The organism is Variovorax sp. PBL-E5 (assembly GCF_901827185.1).
Classification (GTDB): domain Bacteria; phylum Pseudomonadota; class Gammaproteobacteria; order Burkholderiales; family Burkholderiaceae_C; genus Variovorax.
The window spans coordinates 95,993-113,199 of record NZ_LR594671.1; the positions used below are offsets into that span (position 1 = coordinate 95,993).

Genomic DNA, 17,207 nt, shown 5'->3' on the forward strand with positions numbered 1-17,207 from the left:
GCATGGCTAGAGTCGCCGACGAGGAGACTCAGCCCATCGCAAGACGAAAAAGAACAAACACCGCCGAAGACTTCATCGAACTGATCTCGATGCTGCCGTGGTGGGCCGGCGTGTTGCTGGCGATCATCAGCTACGTGGTGCTGCATGCGTGGGACGCGCGACTGGCTGCGGTCATCGCCGCCCAGCTCACGATGAACACCGGCCTCCTGCACATGTTCGTGTACGCAGGCCAGTTTGCATTGCCCTTCTTCTGCCTCGTGGGCGCGGCGGCTTCGGCATGGCGACGCCATCAACGCAAGGCGCTGGCGGACAACGTGAACGCGGGCAAGACCGCGGATGTGCTCGATGGCATGAGCTGGCGCGAATTCGAGCTGCTCGTCGGCGAGGGCTTCAGGCTCAAGGGCTTCAGCGTGGTCGAGACGGGCGGCGGCGGTGCCGACGGCGGGATCGACCTCGTCTTGTGCAAGGGCGGCGAGAAGCACCTGGTGCAATGCAAGCAATGGCGGGCATACAAGGTCGCCGCGCAATGCCGACAGGCAGTCGCGGATCGCGCTTGACAAGCTGCGCCTGGAAAGGCGAATACTTAGCCCATGCGTTCAACGCGGGCCGCGCCATCCACACGGCCACGCCATCAACCAAGTGAAGCCCAACATGCACCCCGACGAATCCCAAATCCGCGACTTGGTCTCCACCTGGCTCTCCGCCACAAAATCCGGCGACACCGCCAAGGTCCTGTCCCTCATGACCGACGACGCCATCTTCCTGATCCCCGGCCAGCCCGTGATGCGCAAGCCCGACTTCGCAGCCGCCGCCAAGGCGCAGTCGGCGCAGGGCGCGCCGCGCATCGACGGCACGAGCGAGATCCAGGAGATCCAGGTGATGGGCGATTGGGCGTTCATGTGGACTCGGTTGAAGGTCGTCGTCACGCCGCAGGATGGCTCGCCCGCCGCGACGCGTGCCGGGCACACGCTGACGATCCTGCGCAAGCAGCAAGGCCAATGGCTGCTCGCGCGCGACGCGAACCTGCTGGCGCCGGTGCCGGCGCGATGAACTCGAAGCGACGTCCCCTCGTCGTCGTCTACCATCTTCTCGATGCCGAGAACCTCGCGTCCGTACGCAAGCACGGGCAGCTCAGCACTCGGCGTCTTGTCGAAGCATCGGGCGACGCGAATCCCCAGACGCTGCGCCGCCACCGCGCGAAGGGCGAGCGCCTGGCACCGGGCGCGAAGATCCGCGATCGACGACTACAAGGCGTCTGCCTTTGTTTCGCCGATCATTCAGCGCCCCAGGATCCGATAAGCCAGGCGCACCCGCGCCTCGTTAGGAAAGTTCTTGTTGGCAAGGATGACGATGCCTGTTTGCTGCGCCGGCCGGAAAGCGAGGTAAGCGCCGAATCCATTGGTCGACCCGGTCTTGTTCACCCAGACCGCCTGTGCGGCGGGGCGGGGTGGGGCGAGGGTCGCCACGGGATGGGTCTGCAACGCGACCTCGTTCGAGTTGCCATCGAGCAGATCGGGCAGCCGGGCGGGTTCGTCGTATTGCTCCCAGATGAGGTCCTGGGTCATCGCGTTCAACTTGAAATAGCCGATGCGCGTGGCTCGCACGGCACGCCGCATGTCGTCGTCGACGTGGGACGGATCGATGTTGATCTCGATGAAGTGGATGAGATCCCTGGCCGTCGTCTTCACGCCATAGGCCTCGGCCGCGAGGGGTCCCGGGTTCACGCGAACCGGGACGTCGGCCTTGTCGTAACCCTGTGCATAGCTGGCCATCCTGGTGGCCGGGACGTCGATGTAGCTGTCATGCAATCCGAGCCGAGGAAAGAGCCGGGCTTCCATGGCCGTCTTGAAGGGCAAGTCCATGGCCTTGGCCGCGACCATGCCCAACAGCCCGATGCTGGGGTTCGCGTAAGTGCGGGCCGATCCCGCGGCGTACTTCGGCTGCCATGCTTCGAAGTAGCTCATCAGCTGTTCCTGGCTGCTGATCTCGTCGGGCACCTGCAGCGGGAAGCCCCCGGCGGTGTGCGTGCCGAGATGGATCAGGGTCACCTTGTCCAGGTTGGTGTGACGCAGTTCGGGGATGTAGCGGGCCGGGCTGTCGTTCAACGACAGCCGTCCGAGGGCTTGGGCATAGGTCGCCAGCGTTGCGGTGAAGGTCTTGCTGATCGAGCCGATCTCGAAGATCGTGTCGGGGGTGACCGCATCGCGCGTCGCCTTGGAGGCGACGCCGAAGTTGTAGAAGGTCTGCCGGCCATGGCGTGTCACTGCGATGGCCATGCCGGGCACGTTGTACGCGTGCATGACTTGTGCGACCGCCTCCCGGACGTTTGCAGCAGCGGGATCGGGAGTCGTGTCCTTCGCCAACGCATGGCTCATCATCGTCGGCGCCACGCACACGAGGCAAAGGATCTTCAACAGTTGTTTCTGGGTCGGGCGCATGCGCTTGTCACGGGATGGGGGAGGGGCGCAACGTTACCAGGACGTCGCAGCCGTCCGGCGCAGCTTTCTCAGCCGCGCGTCTCGATGATCATCCCCTCGTCCACGAAGCGCCGGTACTCCAGCAGCGGAATGGCTGTCGATTGGATGCGCCCCTCGTCGCCCCAGCTGAGCACCGCGCTGTCGGCGGCCATCTCGACTTCGATCGGTCCTTCGGGAATGCGCAGCATCGGCCCGTCGCCCGCGCGGTATTCGACCTTGCCCGTCACTTGTGCGTTGGCTGCCATGGTGGATTCCTTGTTTCGAATCGCGGGTTGTGAAGTGGGATGAGCGCAAGCACGACGCCCGAAGCTGCAAGCTAGATCGGGCGCTCGTCGATCCGGGTCAGTGTCGCGCCCTGTCGCTTGTAGGTCTTTTCATGCACCCGCCTGGCGTGCGGCAGGGCTACCATGGCCTTCAAACCAGGAGATTGGATTTCATGCGGCTCGCAGATTTCATTGACCACAACGTCGACGCGATCGTCGCGGCGTCGGAAGACTTCGCGCAGACCCTGCTGCCGGCGGCGGCGCATCTCGATCCCGAAGGCCTGCGCGATCACATTCCGATGATCCTGCATGCGGTCGCGGCGGACCTGCGGCTTCCGCAGACGGCCGAGGAGCAGATGCTGAAGTCGCTGGGCAGGAAGTCCGCGCTGCACGGCGCGCCCGAGACGGCGGCGCAGACGCATGCGCTGCTGCGCGCCAAGAGCGGCTTCGACATCCAGCAGATGGTGGGCGAATACCGGGTGCTGCGCGCCACCGTGCTGCGCCTGTGGATGAATGCGAGCGAGCCGCTGGGCGATGCGGCGCACGACGACATCGTGCGCTTCAACGAGGCCATCGACCAGGCAGTGGCCGAGTCGGTGACCTTCTACACAGCGGAGGTCGACCGCTGGCGCCATGTGTTCCTGGGCGTGCTGGGCCACGATCTGCGTGGCCCGCTCAATGCGATCCTGCTGACCTCCGAATTGCTCTCGCGGATGACGACCGCGGCGCCGCTCAGCACGCACACGCTGCGCCTGATCCAGAGCGGCAGGCGCATGAAGGGCTTGCTGGACGACCTGCTCGATTTCAGCCGCGCATCGCTCGGCCTGGGCATGGCGATCCGCCGCGCGCCGGTGGACCTCGAAGCCGCGTGCGCCGACGAGCTCGACGTGCTTCGCGCGGCGTTGCCGGACTGCCCGATCGCGTTCGAGGTCGAAGGCGATACCAGGGGCAGCTTCGACGCCTCGCGCGTGCGCGAAGTGCTCGGCAATCTGGTGACCAATGCAGCGCGCTATTGCACGCCCGGCACCGTGGTGCGCGTCCAGCTCGCGGGGGCCGGCGACAAGGTGAGCCTGTCGGTCGAGAACAGCGGCTCGCCGATTCCGGGCGAGACCTTGAACGATCTCTTCGAGCCGCTGCGCCGCGGCAACGAGGAGCCGGCGGAGAACTTCGCGAACCGCGCCAACCTCGGGCTCGGCCTCTTCATCGTGCGCGAGATCGCGCGCGCCCACGGCGGCGAAGTGCACGCGGTGTCGACCGAAGGCGCCACGCGCTTCACGATGACGCTGCCGCGCGCGGCCTGATGAGCCTCAGAAGGCGCGCCGCAGCACCGTCACCGCGAAGACGATGAACGCGACCCAGCCGATGGTGAACAGCATCGTCCGCGCCATGAAGAGCCCGAAGCCGCTGATGTGCACCACCGCATGCGCGAGGCGCGCATAGAAGTAGACGATGGCGCAGGTCGCGGTCGCGGGGGTCGAAATGCCCGCCGCCTGCGCGACCAGCACCACTGCCGCGAAGGGCGCGAGGTTCTCGAGCGCGTTCTGGTGCGCGCGGTTGGCGCGGTTGACCCAGGCCGGCAGCGGCACGGTCGGCGCGACCTTGTAGGTCTCGGGCGTCAAGGGTCCGCGCGAGGTCACGTAGCCGATCACGACGGGGATCCAGAGCGCGCCGGTCAGGATGGCGCTCAGCAGCAGGTAGAACAGTTCGGTCTTCATGGTGTCTTCTCCAGGTGGGTGGGGACGCGCAACGTTACTCCGAGGACGTTCGGCGCGGCCAAAAGGATGCGGTCGGGCTACCATCGTCGCGCTGCGCGCACGGATGACGCAGCGTCAAGGAATCGAAAAGATGAATGTGTCCCATGCGGTCGAGCAGCGCGTCTCCATCCGCCGTTTCAAGCCCGAGGCGCCGTCGGCCGATCTCGTGCGCGACATCCTGGAGCGCGCATCGCGCGCGCCGTCGGGCGGCAACCTGCAGCCGTGGCGCGTGTTCGCGCTGACCGGCGAGCCGCTGGCCCAGCTCAAGGCGCTGATCGCCGCCGAGCCGCCGCAGGCGGAGCCCGAGTACGCGATCTATCCGCCGAACCTGTGGGAGCCTTTCCGCACGCGCCGCTTCCAGAATGCCGAGGACCTCTACGCGACCATCGGCATCGCGCGCGAGCACAAGGCCGAGCGCCTTCAGCAGATGGGCCGCAACGCCGAGTTCTTCGGCGCGCCGGTCGGCATCTTCGTGTGCATCGACCGCGGGCTCGGGCCGCCGCAATGGGCCGACCTCGGCATCTACATGCAGACGGTGATGCTGCTGGCCGTCGAGCGCGGGCTCGACACCTGTCCGCAGGAATACTGGGCCAACCGGTCGAAGCCCGTCTCGGCGTTTCTGAAGCTGCCGCCCGAGCTCATGCTCTTCGCCGGCATCGCGCTCGGCTGGCGCGACGAAACCGCGCCGATCAACCGGCTGCGCGCGCGACGCGATCCGTTCGAAAGCTGGGGCGAGATGATCGGGTTCTAGCTAGCCGTGCAGCTCGCTCTTTCTTTGGATGATGCGCGACACCAGCCCGTACTCGATCGCTTCCTCGGCCGACATCCAGCGGTCGCGCTCGATGTCGGCGAGCACGACATCCATGGACTTGCCGGTCTCGCGCGCGATCGTCTGCGCGATGCGTTCGCGCGCCTTGATGATCTCGCGCGCATGGATCGCGATGTCGGTGGCCTGGCCGCCTGCGCCGCCGCTGGGCTGGTGGATCAGGAAGCGCGTGTTGGGCAGGCAGAAGCGGCGCTCGCGCGGCGCGGCGAGGTAGAGGTGCGTGGCGGCGCTGCCGACCCAGCCGGTGCCGATCATGTTCACCGGCGCAGCGATGAAGCGCACGATGTCGTGGATCGCATCGCCCGATTCGAGATGGCCGCCGGGCGAGCTCACCAGGATGTCGATCGGCGCGCTGCTGTCGGCATCGAGCGCGATGAGCCGTCGCGTCACGTCGGCGGCCGACACGTCGGTGATGGCGCCGAAGATCAGCAGGGTGCGTGACTTGAAGGCTTTCTCTTCGAGGTAGGAGTTGCGCGGCTCGGCGGTGCTTGCGGGGGTGGGGTCTGGGGTTTCCATGGGGACGGTCCTTGTGATGAAGTTGCCATGATGAACCGGTTGCGCCTCGTCAGCTTTTCTTCACCAGCGAGCACCCCGACTTCTCCAGCGGCTGGAAGGCCTCGTTCGCGGGAATGGTCGCGAGCCGCTTGTAGTAGTCCCACGGGTACTTCGATTCGGCGGGCGTCTTCACCTGCTCCAGGTACATGTCGTGCACCATGCGGCCGTCCTCGCGGATGCGGCCGTTCTTGGCGAAGAAGTCGTTGATCGGCGTGGCCTTCATCTTCGCCATCACGGCCTGCGGCGCATCGGTGCCGGCGTCCTTGATGGCGCGCAGGTAGTGCATCGTCGACGAGTAGTTGGCGGCCTGGATCGCGGTCGGCATCTTCTTCATGCGGTCGAAGTAGCGGCGCGACCATTTGCGCGTCTCGTCGTTGCTGTCCCAGTAGAAGGCCTCGGTCAGCATCACGCCCTGGGCGGCCTTGAGGCCGACGCCGTGGATGTCGGTGATGAACACCGCGAGCCCGGCGAGGTTCTGCTTGGCCGGATCGATGCCGAATTCCTGCGCCGACTTGATCGCATTGATGGTGTCGCTGCCGCCATTGGCCAGCCCGATGATCTTTGCGCCCGAGGACTTGGCCGCCAGCATGAAGGACGAGAAATCGCTCGCGTTGAACGGATGGCGCGAGGTGCCGACGACCTTGCCGCCCGACGCCACCACGACCTCGGTCACGTCGCGCTCGATCTGCTGGCCGAAGGCATAGTCGGCGGTGAGGAAATACCAGGTGTTGCCGCCGTTCTTGACGATCGCCTTGGCCGTGCCGTTGGCCATCGCGTAGGTGTCCCACGCGTAGTGGACGCTGTTGGGGCTGCAGCTGTCGTTGGTCAGGCGCGTCGAACCCGCGCCGTTGATGATCGCGATGCGGTTCTTCTGCTTCGCCATGTCCGACACGGCGAGCGCGACCGCCGAGTTGGTGAGGTCGGTGATCATGTCGACCTTCTGCACGTCGAACCATTCGCGCGCCTTGTTGGCCGCGATGTCGGCCTTGTTCTGGTGGTCGAGTTCGAGCACCTCGATCGGCCGGCCGAGCACCTGGCCGCCGAAGTCCTCGACGGCCATCTTCACCGCCATCACCGAGCCGCGGCCCGAGAGCTCCGACAGCACGCCGCTCATGTCGGTGCTGACGCCGATGCGGACCACGCCATCGGAAATCGCGTCGCCCTGCGCCTGCGCGGCCGCGGCGAGCGCGAGCACTGCGAGGCCGATCGCGCCCGTGCGCCATGGAAGTCTTTGCATGATGTCTCCTTCTTCGGGTGGTGTCAGATCACGTTGCGGGTCAGCCCGCCGTCGACGCAGATGTTCTGGCCCGTGATGTAGCTCGCATGCACCGAGGCGAGAAAGGCGCACAGCGCACCGAAGTCCTCGGCCGTGCCGAGGCGCTGCATCGGAATGCTCCTGGCCATCTCTTCGCGCACCGCCTCTTCGTCGAGCGCGAGCCGCCGCATGCGGTCGGCGATCACGCGCTGCAAGGCGCCGGTGTCCATCAGGCCCGGCAGCAGGCCGTTGACCGTGATGCCGTGCGGCGCGACCTCGCGCGCGAGCGAGCCCATCGCACCGGTGAGCCCGACGCGCAGGCTGTTGGACAGCGCCATGTTCGGATAGAGCTCCTTCACCACGAAGGAGGTGATGTTGAGGATGCGGCCGAAGCGCTGCGCGCGCATCGCGGGCAGGAAGGCGCGCACCACTTCGAGCGGGCCGAGCACGTTGGTCTCGTGGCTGCTGCGCCAGGCGGCCAGCGCGGTTTCCTCGAAGGGCGCGGCCGGCGGCCCGCCGGCGTTGGTGACGAGGATGGACGGCTCGCCGATGCGCGACACCGCGTCGATCAATGCGGCGCGCTGCGCCTCGTCGCCGATGTCGCCGGCGATGAAGCATGCATCGGGCAGCGAATGCGCGGCCGTCTCGCCCTGCTGCGCATCGCGGCCGTTGAGGATCACGCGCACGCCCGCCTCGGCGAGCGCGCGCGCACAGGCAAAGCCGAGCCCGCGCGTGCCGCCGAGCACCAGTGCCGTTCGTCCTGCGATGCCGAGGTCCATGCGTGCGCCCTGGCTAGAACGGGCAGGAGGGCTCGAAGGACGGCGCGCGCCGCTCGCGCAGCGAGGCGATGCCTTCCTTCACGTCCGGCCCCGAGAAGCCCATGAACTCGAGCGCGAGCGAGCTGTCGAAGGTCGGGCCCGCGAGGCGCAGCCAGTTGTTGAGCGCGTACTTGGTCCAGCGGATCGCGGTCTGCGAACCCTGCGCGAGTTTCTCCGCCACTTCGAAGGCCTTGGCCACGAGCTGGTCTTCGGGCACGGCGAGCGACACCAGGCCGATGCGCTCGGCCTCTTCGCCCGAGACGGCTTCGCACAGCATCAGGTAGTACTTGGCCTTGGCCATGCCGCACAGCAGCGGCCAGACGATTGCCGCATGGTCGCCGGCCGCGACGCCCAGGCGCGTGTGGCCGTCGATGATGCGCGCGGTGGTGCTGGCGATCGAGATGTCGGCCAAAAGTCCCGCGACCAGGCCCGCGCCGACGGCCGGTCCGTGCATCGCCGAGACGATGGGCTTGCTGCAGTTGATGACGTTGTAGACCAGGTCGCGCGCCTCGCGCCAGACGCGCGCGCGCACGTTGAAGTCGTTCGCCATGTCCTCGACCAGGCCGAGGTCGCCGCCGGCCGAGAAGCCCTTGCCCTCGCCGCGGATGATGGCGACGCGCGTCTCGGGATCCTTGTCGATGTCGCTCCAGATGCCGGCCAGCTCGCGGTGCAGGGTGTGGTCGGCCGTCGAGAGCTTCTTGTTGGCGCTCTGCGAGGCGCCCATGACGATCTCGAGGATGCCGCCGGGGTGGCGCTTCAGGGTCAGCGCGTGGTAGTGCGCGTAGGGGGCTTCGTTGGCCATGTGTCGGTCCTTGGATGGTTCGTGAATCTCAGATTTTCTTGCGGTCCTGCCAATACGGTTCCTTGAGCAGGTTCTTCTGGATCTTGCCGATGGGCGTCTTCGGAAAGCCGTCGACGAAGCGCACCAGCCGCGGCCGCTTGAGCCGCGCCAGCTTCTGTTCGCATTGCGCGACCACGCGCGCCTCGCTCAGCGTGCAGCCGGGCTTGAGCAGCAGGTAGGCGGCCGGCACCTCGCCCCACTTGTCGTCGGGGATGCCGAACACTGCGCATTCGGCGACTTCGGGCAGTTCGTAGAGCACCTGCTCGATCTCTTTCGGGTAGACGTTCTCGCCGCCCGAGATCAGCATGTCCTTGGCGCGGTCGATCAGCGTGATGAAGCCGTCGGCATCGACCACGCCGATGTCGCCCGACAGCCCCCAGCCGTGGCCGAGGCGGAAGAACTCGGCCGTCTGCACCGGCTCGCCGTAGTAGCCGATCATCAGGTTGTCGCCGCGCGAGGCGACCTCGCCCATCTCGCCGGCCGCGGCCGGGCTGCCGTCGGCGCGCAGCACGGCGACGTCGACGTTGTAGGGCTGGCAGCCGACGCTGCCGAGCTTGTCCTGCACGCGCTGCCACGGCAGCGCCGCGATCACGCCCATCTCGGACTGGCCGTAGATCTGCGTCAGGCGCAGTTGCGGCAGACGGCGCATCAGCTCGACCTGCACCCAGTCGGGCATCGGCGCGCCGGCGAAGGAGAGCTTGGTCCAGCTCTGCAGATCGCGCGCTTCGAGCCCGGGCAGCATCGCCAGCGCATTGGCCTGCGTCGGCACCATGAAGGTGGCGGTGATGCGCTCGGCCTCGACCGCGTCGACGAAGGCCGCGGGCGACCAGGGCGTGACGAACACGGTGGTGGCACCGACCAGCATGGCCGGCTGGAACATGATGTTGAGCGCGGCCACGTGGAACAGCGGCGTCACGATGGCCACCACGTCGGCGGCTTCCAGATGCTCTTCGACCACCACGGTGTGCGCGGTGATGGCGCGCGCGCGGTGGTTCATCAGCACGCCCTTCGGATGGCCGGTGGTGCCGCCGGTGTAGGTCATGCAGAAGGCATCGCGTTCGTCGATCGGCACCTCGGGCGGCGTCGCGGGCTGGTCGGCGATGAAGCGGTCGAAGGCGAGGGCGCCGGGCAGCGCGCCGCTGTCGGGCTCACCGCCGATCGCGATGACATGCCGGATGCCGGGGCAGGCCGCGCGCACCGCCGCTACCTTGTCGGCGAACTGCACGTCGTACAGCAGCACCTGCGTCTCGGACTTGTTCAGCACATAGCTCAGCTCGTCGGGCGCGTAGAGGATCGAGACGTTGTTGAGCACCAGCCCCGTGCGCGCGACGCCGAAGAACACGGCGCCGTAGGCCGCGAGGTTGCGGCACAGCATCGACACGATCGCGCCCTTGGGCAGGCCGAGTCCGAGCAGCGCGTGCGCGATGCGGTCGGCCGCTGCATCGAGCTCGCGGTACGGCACGCGCTCGGTGTGCTGCGCGCCGCGAAAGACGATGGCCGCCTTGTCCGGGAATCGGCGCGCCGAGCGGCGCAGCATGTCTCCTGTCAGCATCCGGGTGCCTTTACGAAATGCGGAAAATGTTTTCGTTTAGCGTAAATGCTGTACCGGGCACGTGTCAATCCGCGGACAATCCCGCGGTCGAAGCAAGCAATCAACCCGGAACCCGAACATGGACAAGCGCGCGCAGGCCGGTGTGCAATCGGTGGAGAACGGCCTCGATCTGATGCTGATCGTGGCCCACAACCGCCGCCCGATGAAGATCACCGACATCGCCGAGCAGGCCGGCATCTCGCCGAGCAAGGCACACCGCTACCTGGTGAGCTTCCTGCGCACGGGCTTCATCACGCAGGACCCGGAGACGGGGCTCTACGGCATGGGCTCGGTGGCGCTGGAGTTCAGCCTCTCGTGCCTGGCCACCATCGAGCCGATCTCGCTCGCCACGCGCGAGGCCGAGCGCCTGTGCGCCGCGCTTGGCCACACGGTGGCGGTGTCGGTGTGGGGCAGCTTCGGGCCGACGGTGGTGCGCTGGGAGCAGCCGGCGCGGCCGGTGATGGTGAACGTCGGGCTGGGTTCGGTGTTTCCGCTCTACCGCTCGGCCACGGGGCGCGTGTTCGCGGCCTTCATGGCGCGCGAGCAGATGAAGGCCTACCTCGCATCACCCGTGAATCGCGAGCCGTCGGCCGACACGCCCGAAAGCATCGAGCAGGTGCGCGAGCGCGGCATGGCGCGCGCGGTCGGCGACTTCATGGAAGGCATGAGCGCCTTTGCCGCGCCGGTGCTCGACGACCGCGGGCGCCTGGTGCTGACGATGACGGTGCTGGGCTACAAGGCCGGCTTCGATCATCGGTGGAGCGGGCCCGTGGCCGCCGCGTTGCAGAGCGCCGCGCAAGGACTGTCGCGCACGCTGGGTTATGAGCACCAGCGCCTCGCGCGCTCCAGGGCGGTGGCGTGAGCGCGTGAAAAAGCCCGCAACGCGCGAGCGCTGCGGGCTTGCCGAGGCCGACCTCGACTACTTCTTGACGCCGACCGAGCCCGACCCCTGGGCCTGGCCATTCACGCCCGCGCCGCCGAGCGAGCCCGCGGCGCCGGTCACGCCGTTCAGCGTGCCGCCGACGGTGTGGGTCACACCGCCCACTGCACTCGTCGCACCGCCGACCGCACCGGTGGCACCGCCGACCGCACCGGTGGCACCGCCGACCGCACCGGTGGCACCGCCGACCACGCCGCCGAGCGTGTTGCCCAGCCCGCCTGCCGCATTGCCCGTGCCGCTCGTTCCCGCGCTGGCGCCGGTGTGGGTCTGTGCGCCGGCGCCTGCGGTGCCCTGCTGCGGTGCCGCGCTGGTCTTGCCCGAGGCATTGACGTCGGCGTTCACGCCCACGCCCACGCCGAGGTTCTGCGCATTCGCGATCCCGCCTGCGGCGAGCAGGCCTGCGAGCAAGGCGCCGAGAACGAGGGGTTTGTGTTGCTGCATCTTCATGGGTGACGGTCCCTTTCATTGAATGGTCACTGATGGAAGAACCGGCTTTCGGCCAGTTCCCGGTGAACCGTAGGGGACGGGACGCAGTGCGCCTTGTGCGCGACAGTCGCGCGTGGCTGTGGGAGGTGGCCGTCGGCGAAATGGGGGGCTGGCGCGTTGGCGCCGCGCCGCGCGGGGAACTCAGTCGCGCACTTCCATCGCGCGATTGAGGCGCAGCGCCGCCAGCGTGCAGGCCGCACCCGACAGCAGGTACACGCTGACATAGGCGAGCCCGAAGTGCGCCGAGAGCCCGAGCGCCACCAGCGGCGCGAAGGCCGCGCCGATGAGCCAGGCCAGGTCGGAGGTGAGCGCCGCGCCGGTGTAGCGGTAGCGGGCGCTGAAGTTGGAGGTCACGGCGCCGGCGGCCTGACCGTAGGAAAGCCCCAGCAGCACGAAACCCAGCAGGATGAACGCGTCCTGTCCCACTCTGCCGCCATCCATCAGCAAGGGCGCGAAGCCGCTGAACACGCCGATCAGCGTGGCCAGGATGCCGAGCGTGCTGCGCCGCCCGATGCGGTCGGCGATCACGCCGGACGCGATGACGGCCGGGATCGCGATCGCTGCGCCGATGATCTGGACCACCAGCACCTCGTTGACCGGCTGCGTCGAATACAGCGTGATCCACGACAGCGGGAACACGGTGACCAGATGAAACAGCGCATAGCTCGCCAAGGCCGCGAAGGCACCGATGAACAGGTTCGAGCCCTGTGCGCGCAAGAGCTCGCGCACGTCGCAGGGTTCGAGTCCGCGCTCGCGCAGCAGCTCCGAATATTCGTCCGTCGCCACCAGCCGCAGGCGCGCGAACAGGGCCACCACGTTGATCGCGAAGGCGACGTAGAAGGGATAACGCCAGCCCCAGTCGAGGAAATCGTCCGACGACAGGTTCGCGTGCAGGAACAGGAACAGCGCGCTGGCGATGATGAAGCCGATCGGCGCGCCGAGCTGCGGAATCATCGCGTACCAGCCGCGCTGCTTGGCCGGGGCGTTGAGCGCCAGCAGCGAGGGCAGGCCGTCCCACGAGCCGCCGAGCGCGATGCCCTGGCAGAAGCGCAGGATCGACAGCAGCACGATCGATGCGAAGCCGATGCTGGCATAGCCCGGCAGGAAGGCCATGCCGGCCGTCGAGATGCCGAGCAGGAAGAGCGCGACCGTGAGTTTGGCGCCGCGCCCCCAGCGGCTCTGGATCGCCATGAACGCGACCGAGCCGAGCGGCCGCGCGATGAAGGCGAAGGAGAAGATCACGAAGGCGTAGAGCGTGCCTTCGAGCCGTTCCTCGAACGGAAAGAACACGGACGGGAACACCAGCACCGACGCGATGCCGTAGACGAAGTAGTCGAAGTATTCGGAGGCGCGGCCGATGATCACGCCGATGGCGATCTCGCCCGGCGCGACGCCGGAATGGTCGGGGGTCGTGAGCCGCGCGTTGGATTCCATCGAACGCGTCGAAGGCTCGGCGGGATGCGGACTGATGCTGGACATCATGCGTGCTCGTGGTTCCGGTGGTGTGTCATGCGAACACCCGAGGTTCTCACCGCTGGCGAAATTTAGCCATAGGACAAAACGTCCAATAGCTTCTGCGTGCCATTGGTCGTAGATTCTGCATGTTCCAGATCACGCCCACCTCTTCTTTCTTCCGGCAATGCCTTCGCTCAAGAACCTTCGCGGACTGCTCCTGCTCCCGGCCGTCGCCCTGCTGGCCGGGTGTAACGCGGTGTTGCTGAATCCGTCGGGCGACATGGCGGTCCGGCAGCGCGACCTGATCTACATCTCGACCGGACTGATGCTGCTGATCGTGGTGCCGGTGATCGTGCTGATCCTGCTGTTCGCCTGGCGCTACCGGCAATCCAACCGCGAAGCCACCTACACGCCCGATTGGGACCACTCGACGCAGCTCGAACTCGTCATCTGGGCCGCACCGCTGCTGATCATCATCGCGCTCGGCGCGCTGACCTGGATCAGCACGCACACGCTCGATCCCTACCGTCCGCTGCAGCGGCTGGACAACGGGCGCGAGATACCGGCCGACAGCAAGCCGCTGGTGGTCGAGGTGGTGGCGCTCGACTGGAAGTGGCTCTTCCTCTATCCCGAGCAGGGCATCGCCGTGGTGAACGAGCTGGCGGCGCCGGTGGACCGGCCGATCACGTTCAAGATCACGGCCTCGTCGGTGATGAACTCTTTCTTCATCCCGGCGCTCGCCGGCCAGATCTACGCCATGCCGGGCATGGAAACCAAGCTGCACGCGGTCATCAACAAGCCGGGCGAGTTCGAGGGCTTCTCGGCCAACTACAGCGGCGCGGGTTTCTCCGGCATGCACTTCAAGTTCCACGGCATGAGCGCGGGCGATTTCGACCGCTGGGTGCAGTCGGCCAAGGCCGGCGGCGGCACGCTCAACCGCAACGGCTACCTGCAGCTCGAGCGCCCGAGCGAGCGCGATCCGGTGCGCCGCTACGCCAGCGTCGCGCCCGGCCTGTACGACGCCATCCTCAACCGCTGCGTCGAGAGCAACAAGATGTGCCTGAAGGACATGGCGGCGATCGACCAGGACGGCGGCCTCGGCATGCCGGGCAGCTACAACCTCGCGTCGCTCGACCCCGCGATGCGCACGCGCCTGGGCGTCGACGGGAAACCCGTGCGCAGCTACGTCGCCGCCATGTGCAGCGTCAACGATCCGCCCGACGCGCCGTATCTGGCCGCGGGCCGGCCGAACTGAGCCGGCGACGGCTCCCCACATTCCGGACGCACGATGTTCGACCATCCCGACCTCACAAAGCTGATCTTCGGCCGCCTCACCTGGGAGGCCATTCCGTACCACGAGCCGATCCTGCTCGCGACCTTCATCGCCGTCGCCATCGGCGGCATCGCGATCCTCGGCGCGCTGACCTACTACCGCGTATGGGGCTACCTGTGGCGCGAGTGGTTCACCAGCATCGACCACAAGAAGATCGGCGTGATGTACATCGTTCTCGGCCTGGTGATGCTGCTGCGCGGCTTCTCCGACGCGATCATGATGCGGCTGCAGCAGGCCGTGGCCTTCGGCGATTCGACGGGCTACCTGCCGCCGCACCACTACGACCAGATCTTCACCGCGCACGGCGTGATCATGATCTTCTTCGTCGCCATGCCGCTGGTCACGGGGCTGATGAATTTCGTCGTGCCGCTGCAGATCGGCGCGCGCGACGTGGCCTTTCCCTTCCTCAACAACTTCAGCTTCTGGATGACCGTCAGCGGCGCGGTGCTGGTGATGATGTCGCTGTTCGTCGGCGAGTTCGCGCGCACTGGCTGGCTGGCCTATCCGCCGCTCTCGGGCATCGCCTACAGCCCGGACGTCGGCGTCGACTACTATATATGGTCCTTGCAGGTGGCGGGCATCGGCACGCTGCTGTCGGGCATCAACCTGATCGCGACCATCGTGAAGATGCGCGCGCCCGGCATGGGCCTGATGAAGATGCCGATCTTCACCTGGACCGCGCTGTGCACCAACATCCTGATCGTCGCCGCCTTCCCGGTGCTGACCGCGGTGCTCGCGCTGCTGGCGCTGGACCGCTACGCCGGCACCAACTTCTTTTCGAACGACTTCGGCGGCAGCGCCATGATGTACGTCAACCTGATCTGGATCTGGGGCCACCCCGAGGTCTACATCCTGGTGCTGCCGGTGTTCGGCGTGTTCTCCGAAGTGGTGTCCACCTTCGCCGGCAAGCGCCTGTTCGGCTATGCGTCGATGGTGTACGCGACGATCGTCATCACCATCCTGTCGTACCTGGTGTGGCTGCACCACTTCTTCACCATGGGGTCGGGTGCGAGCGTCAATTCCTTCTTCGGCATCACGACGATGATCATCTCGATCCCGACCGGGGCGAAGATCTTCAACTGGCTGTTCACCATGTACCGCGGCCGCATCCGCTACGAGGTGCCGATGCTGTGGACGGTCGGCTTCATGGTCACCTTCGTGATCGGCGGCATGACCGGCGTGCTGCTCGCGGTGCCGCCGGCGGACTTCGTGCTGCACAACAGCCTGTTCCTGATCGCGCACTTCCACAACGTGATCATCGGCGGCGTGATCTTCGGCCTCTTCGCCGGCATCACCTACTGGTTCCCGAAGGCCTTCGGCTACACGCTCGATCCGTTCTGGGGCAAGTGCTCGTTCTGGTTCTGGCTGGTCGGCTTCTATCTTGCCTTCATGCCGCTGTACGTGCTCGGCCTGATGGGCGTCACGCGGCGCCTGAGCCATTTCGAGGATCCGTCGCTGCAGATCTGGTTCCAGATTGCGGCCTTCGGCGCCTTCCTGATCGCGCTCGGCATCCTGTCCTTCATCATCCAGCTGGTGGTGAGCTTCCGGCGGCGCGAGTCGCTGCGCGACACCACCGGCGACCCGTGGGACGCGCGCACGCTCGAGTGGTCGACCTCGTCGCCGCCGCCCGCGTACAACTTTGCCTTCACGCCGCGCATCCACGACAGCGACGCCTGGTGGGACATGAAGAAGCGCGGCTACGTGCGGCCGCTCGCGGGCTTCATCCCGATCCACATGCCGAAGAACACGAGTGCGGGCTTCATCCTGGCGATGCTCAGCGCGGTGTGCGCCTTTGCGCTGATCTGGCACATGTGGCTGATCGCCGGCGTCGCCTTCTTCTGCGTGCTGGCGGTGGCGATCGGCCACACCTTCAACTACCAGCGCGACTTCCACATTCCGGCCGACGAGGTCGTGCGCGTCGAAGGCCATCGCACGCGCCAGCTGGCCGCGCTGCAACCCGCGGGAGGCCGGGCATGAGCGCCGTGATGGCTCCCGCCGCGAGTGGTGCATCGGCGCCGGATGCGCCGCACTTCTACCTGATCGAGGAACATCACGTCGAGAACGGCACCCTGCTCGGGTTCTGGCTCTACCTGATGAGCGACTGCCTGGTCTTCGCCTGCCTGTTCGCGGTCTATGCGGTGCTGGGCCGCAACTACGCGGCCGGCCCTTCGGGCGCCGACCTGTTCGAGCTGCCGCTGGTCGCGCTCAACACCTCGATGCTGCTGCTGTCGTCGATCACTTATGGCTTCGCGGTGCTGGAGATGCAGCGCGACCGCCTCAAGCCGATGCTGGCCTGGCTGGCAATCACCGGGCTGTTCGGCGCGGCCTTCCTTGGCATCGAGCTCTACGAGTTCACGCACCTGATCCAGGACGGCGCCGGCCCGCAGCGCAGCGCTTTCCTGTCCTCGTTCTTCACACTGGTCGGCACGCACGGGCTGCACGTGACCTTCGGCACCATCTGGCTGATCACGCTGATGGTGCAGACCGCGCGGCGCGGGCTGAGCGCCGAGAACAAGCGGCGGCTGATGTGCCTGTCGATGTTCTGGCACTTCCTGGACGTGGTGTGGATCGGCGTTTTCACCTTCGTCTATCTGATGGGAACATTGAAATGAC

18 protein-coding genes are annotated in these 17,207 nt (G+C 66.9%); 8 read left to right on the plus strand and 10 right to left on the minus strand.

The window, feature by feature from the left end:
* Positions 1-2: 2 nt before the first annotated feature.
* Positions 3-557: a restriction endonuclease gene (locus WDLP6_RS00475; RefSeq protein WP_232076918.1), complete on the plus strand. Its 555-nt coding sequence runs from the start codon at positions 3-5 to the stop codon at positions 555-557.
* 94 nt (positions 558-651) lie between these two features.
* A complete protein-coding gene (locus tag WDLP6_RS00480; protein WP_162590771.1) occupies positions 652-1,050 on the plus strand; it encodes a YybH family protein in 399 nt (132 codons plus the stop codon).
* A 227-nt stretch (positions 1,051-1,277) separates the two neighbouring features.
* Here WDLP6_RS00480 and ampC read toward each other — a convergent pair whose 3' ends face one another.
* Both ampC and WDLP6_RS00490 read right to left on the minus strand, forming a co-directional pair.
* Positions 1,278-2,378: a class C beta-lactamase gene (ampC, locus tag WDLP6_RS00485; RefSeq protein WP_443083439.1), complete on the minus strand. Its 1,101-nt coding sequence runs from the start codon at positions 2,376-2,378 to the stop codon at positions 1,278-1,280.
* A gap of 128 nt (positions 2,379-2,506) precedes the next feature.
* On the minus strand, positions 2,507-2,722 hold the full coding sequence (locus WDLP6_RS00490; protein ID WP_162590773.1) for a hypothetical protein: 216 nt from the start codon (positions 2,720-2,722) through the stop codon (positions 2,507-2,509).
* A 191-nt stretch (positions 2,723-2,913) separates the two neighbouring features.
* Between WDLP6_RS00490 and WDLP6_RS00495 the strand changes: the two genes are divergently transcribed.
* Complete coding sequence (locus WDLP6_RS00495) at positions 2,914-4,041, plus strand: sensor histidine kinase (RefSeq protein WP_162590774.1); 1,128 nt, start codon at positions 2,914-2,916, stop codon at positions 4,039-4,041.
* 6 nt (positions 4,042-4,047) lie between these two features.
* Here WDLP6_RS00495 and WDLP6_RS00500 read toward each other — a convergent pair whose 3' ends face one another.
* Entirely contained in the window at positions 4,048-4,455 is a 408-nt protein-coding gene (locus tag WDLP6_RS00500) for an MAPEG family protein (RefSeq protein ID WP_162590775.1), read from the minus strand.
* Between the two features lie 130 nt (positions 4,456-4,585).
* On the opposite strand from WDLP6_RS00500, the gene WDLP6_RS00505 reads away from it, so the two are divergent.
* Positions 4,586-5,245, plus strand: a complete 660-nt coding sequence (locus WDLP6_RS00505; RefSeq protein WP_162590776.1) for a nitroreductase — start codon at positions 4,586-4,588, stop codon at positions 5,243-5,245.
* Here WDLP6_RS00505 and WDLP6_RS00510 read toward each other — a convergent pair whose 3' ends face one another.
* From WDLP6_RS00510 to WDLP6_RS00530, 5 genes are read right to left on the minus strand one after another with little or no spacing between them, the layout of a single operon-like run.
* Positions 5,246-5,836, minus strand: coding sequence for an ATP-dependent Clp protease proteolytic subunit (locus WDLP6_RS00510; protein ID WP_162565239.1), 591 nt, complete (start codon positions 5,834-5,836; stop codon positions 5,246-5,248). It abuts the gene before it with no gap.
* A 49-nt stretch (positions 5,837-5,885) separates the two neighbouring features.
* Entirely contained in the window at positions 5,886-7,112 is a 1,227-nt protein-coding gene (locus WDLP6_RS00515) for an ABC transporter substrate-binding protein (protein WP_162590777.1), read from the minus strand.
* Between the two features lie 23 nt (positions 7,113-7,135).
* Positions 7,136-7,909, minus strand: a complete 774-nt coding sequence (locus tag WDLP6_RS00520; protein ID WP_162590778.1) for an SDR family oxidoreductase — start codon at positions 7,907-7,909, stop codon at positions 7,136-7,138.
* Positions 7,910-7,922: 13 nt separating this feature from the next.
* The gene (locus WDLP6_RS00525) at positions 7,923-8,750 is read right to left on the minus strand and encodes an enoyl-CoA hydratase/isomerase family protein (RefSeq protein ID WP_162565242.1); all 828 of its coding nucleotides are present in this window, start codon (positions 8,748-8,750) and stop codon (positions 7,923-7,925) included.
* A gap of 28 nt (positions 8,751-8,778) precedes the next feature.
* A complete protein-coding gene (locus tag WDLP6_RS00530) occupies positions 8,779-10,341 on the minus strand; it encodes an AMP-binding protein (protein WP_162590779.1) in 1,563 nt (520 codons plus the stop codon).
* A gap of 118 nt (positions 10,342-10,459) precedes the next feature.
* Here WDLP6_RS00530 and WDLP6_RS00535 point away from each other — a divergent pair, with 118 nt between their 5' ends.
* Positions 10,460-11,242, plus strand: a complete 783-nt coding sequence (locus WDLP6_RS00535; RefSeq protein WP_162590780.1) for an IclR family transcriptional regulator — start codon at positions 10,460-10,462, stop codon at positions 11,240-11,242.
* Between the two features lie 57 nt (positions 11,243-11,299).
* Here the strand turns inward: WDLP6_RS00535 and WDLP6_RS00540 are convergent, their stop codons facing one another.
* Both WDLP6_RS00540 and WDLP6_RS00545 read right to left on the minus strand, forming a co-directional pair.
* Positions 11,300-11,767, minus strand: a complete 468-nt coding sequence (locus WDLP6_RS00540) for an adhesin (RefSeq protein ID WP_162590781.1) — start codon at positions 11,765-11,767, stop codon at positions 11,300-11,302.
* Between the two features lie 180 nt (positions 11,768-11,947).
* Positions 11,948-13,285 (minus strand): MFS transporter, encoded by a 1,338-nt coding sequence (locus WDLP6_RS00545; protein WP_162565246.1) that lies wholly within the window; start codon positions 13,283-13,285, stop codon positions 11,948-11,950.
* Positions 13,286-13,445: 160 nt separating this feature from the next.
* Between WDLP6_RS00545 and cyoA the strand changes: the two genes are divergently transcribed.
* Genes cyoA through cyoC form a run of 3 tightly spaced genes read left to right on the plus strand, consistent with a single transcriptional unit; the run spans position 13,446 to position 17,206 of the window.
* Positions 13,446-14,516 (plus strand): ubiquinol oxidase subunit II, encoded by a 1,071-nt coding sequence (cyoA, locus tag WDLP6_RS00550; RefSeq protein ID WP_162565247.1) that lies wholly within the window; start codon positions 13,446-13,448, stop codon positions 14,514-14,516.
* A gap of 33 nt (positions 14,517-14,549) precedes the next feature.
* The gene (gene cyoB / locus WDLP6_RS00555) at positions 14,550-16,571 is read left to right on the plus strand and encodes a cytochrome o ubiquinol oxidase subunit I (RefSeq protein WP_162565248.1); all 2,022 of its coding nucleotides are present in this window, start codon (positions 14,550-14,552) and stop codon (positions 16,569-16,571) included.
* The gene (cyoC, locus tag WDLP6_RS00560) at positions 16,568-17,206 is read left to right on the plus strand and encodes a cytochrome o ubiquinol oxidase subunit III (RefSeq protein ID WP_162590782.1); all 639 of its coding nucleotides are present in this window, start codon (positions 16,568-16,570) and stop codon (positions 17,204-17,206) included. The genes cyoB and cyoC overlap by 4 nt, the downstream gene beginning before the upstream one ends.
* Position 17,207 lies beyond the last annotated feature (1 nt).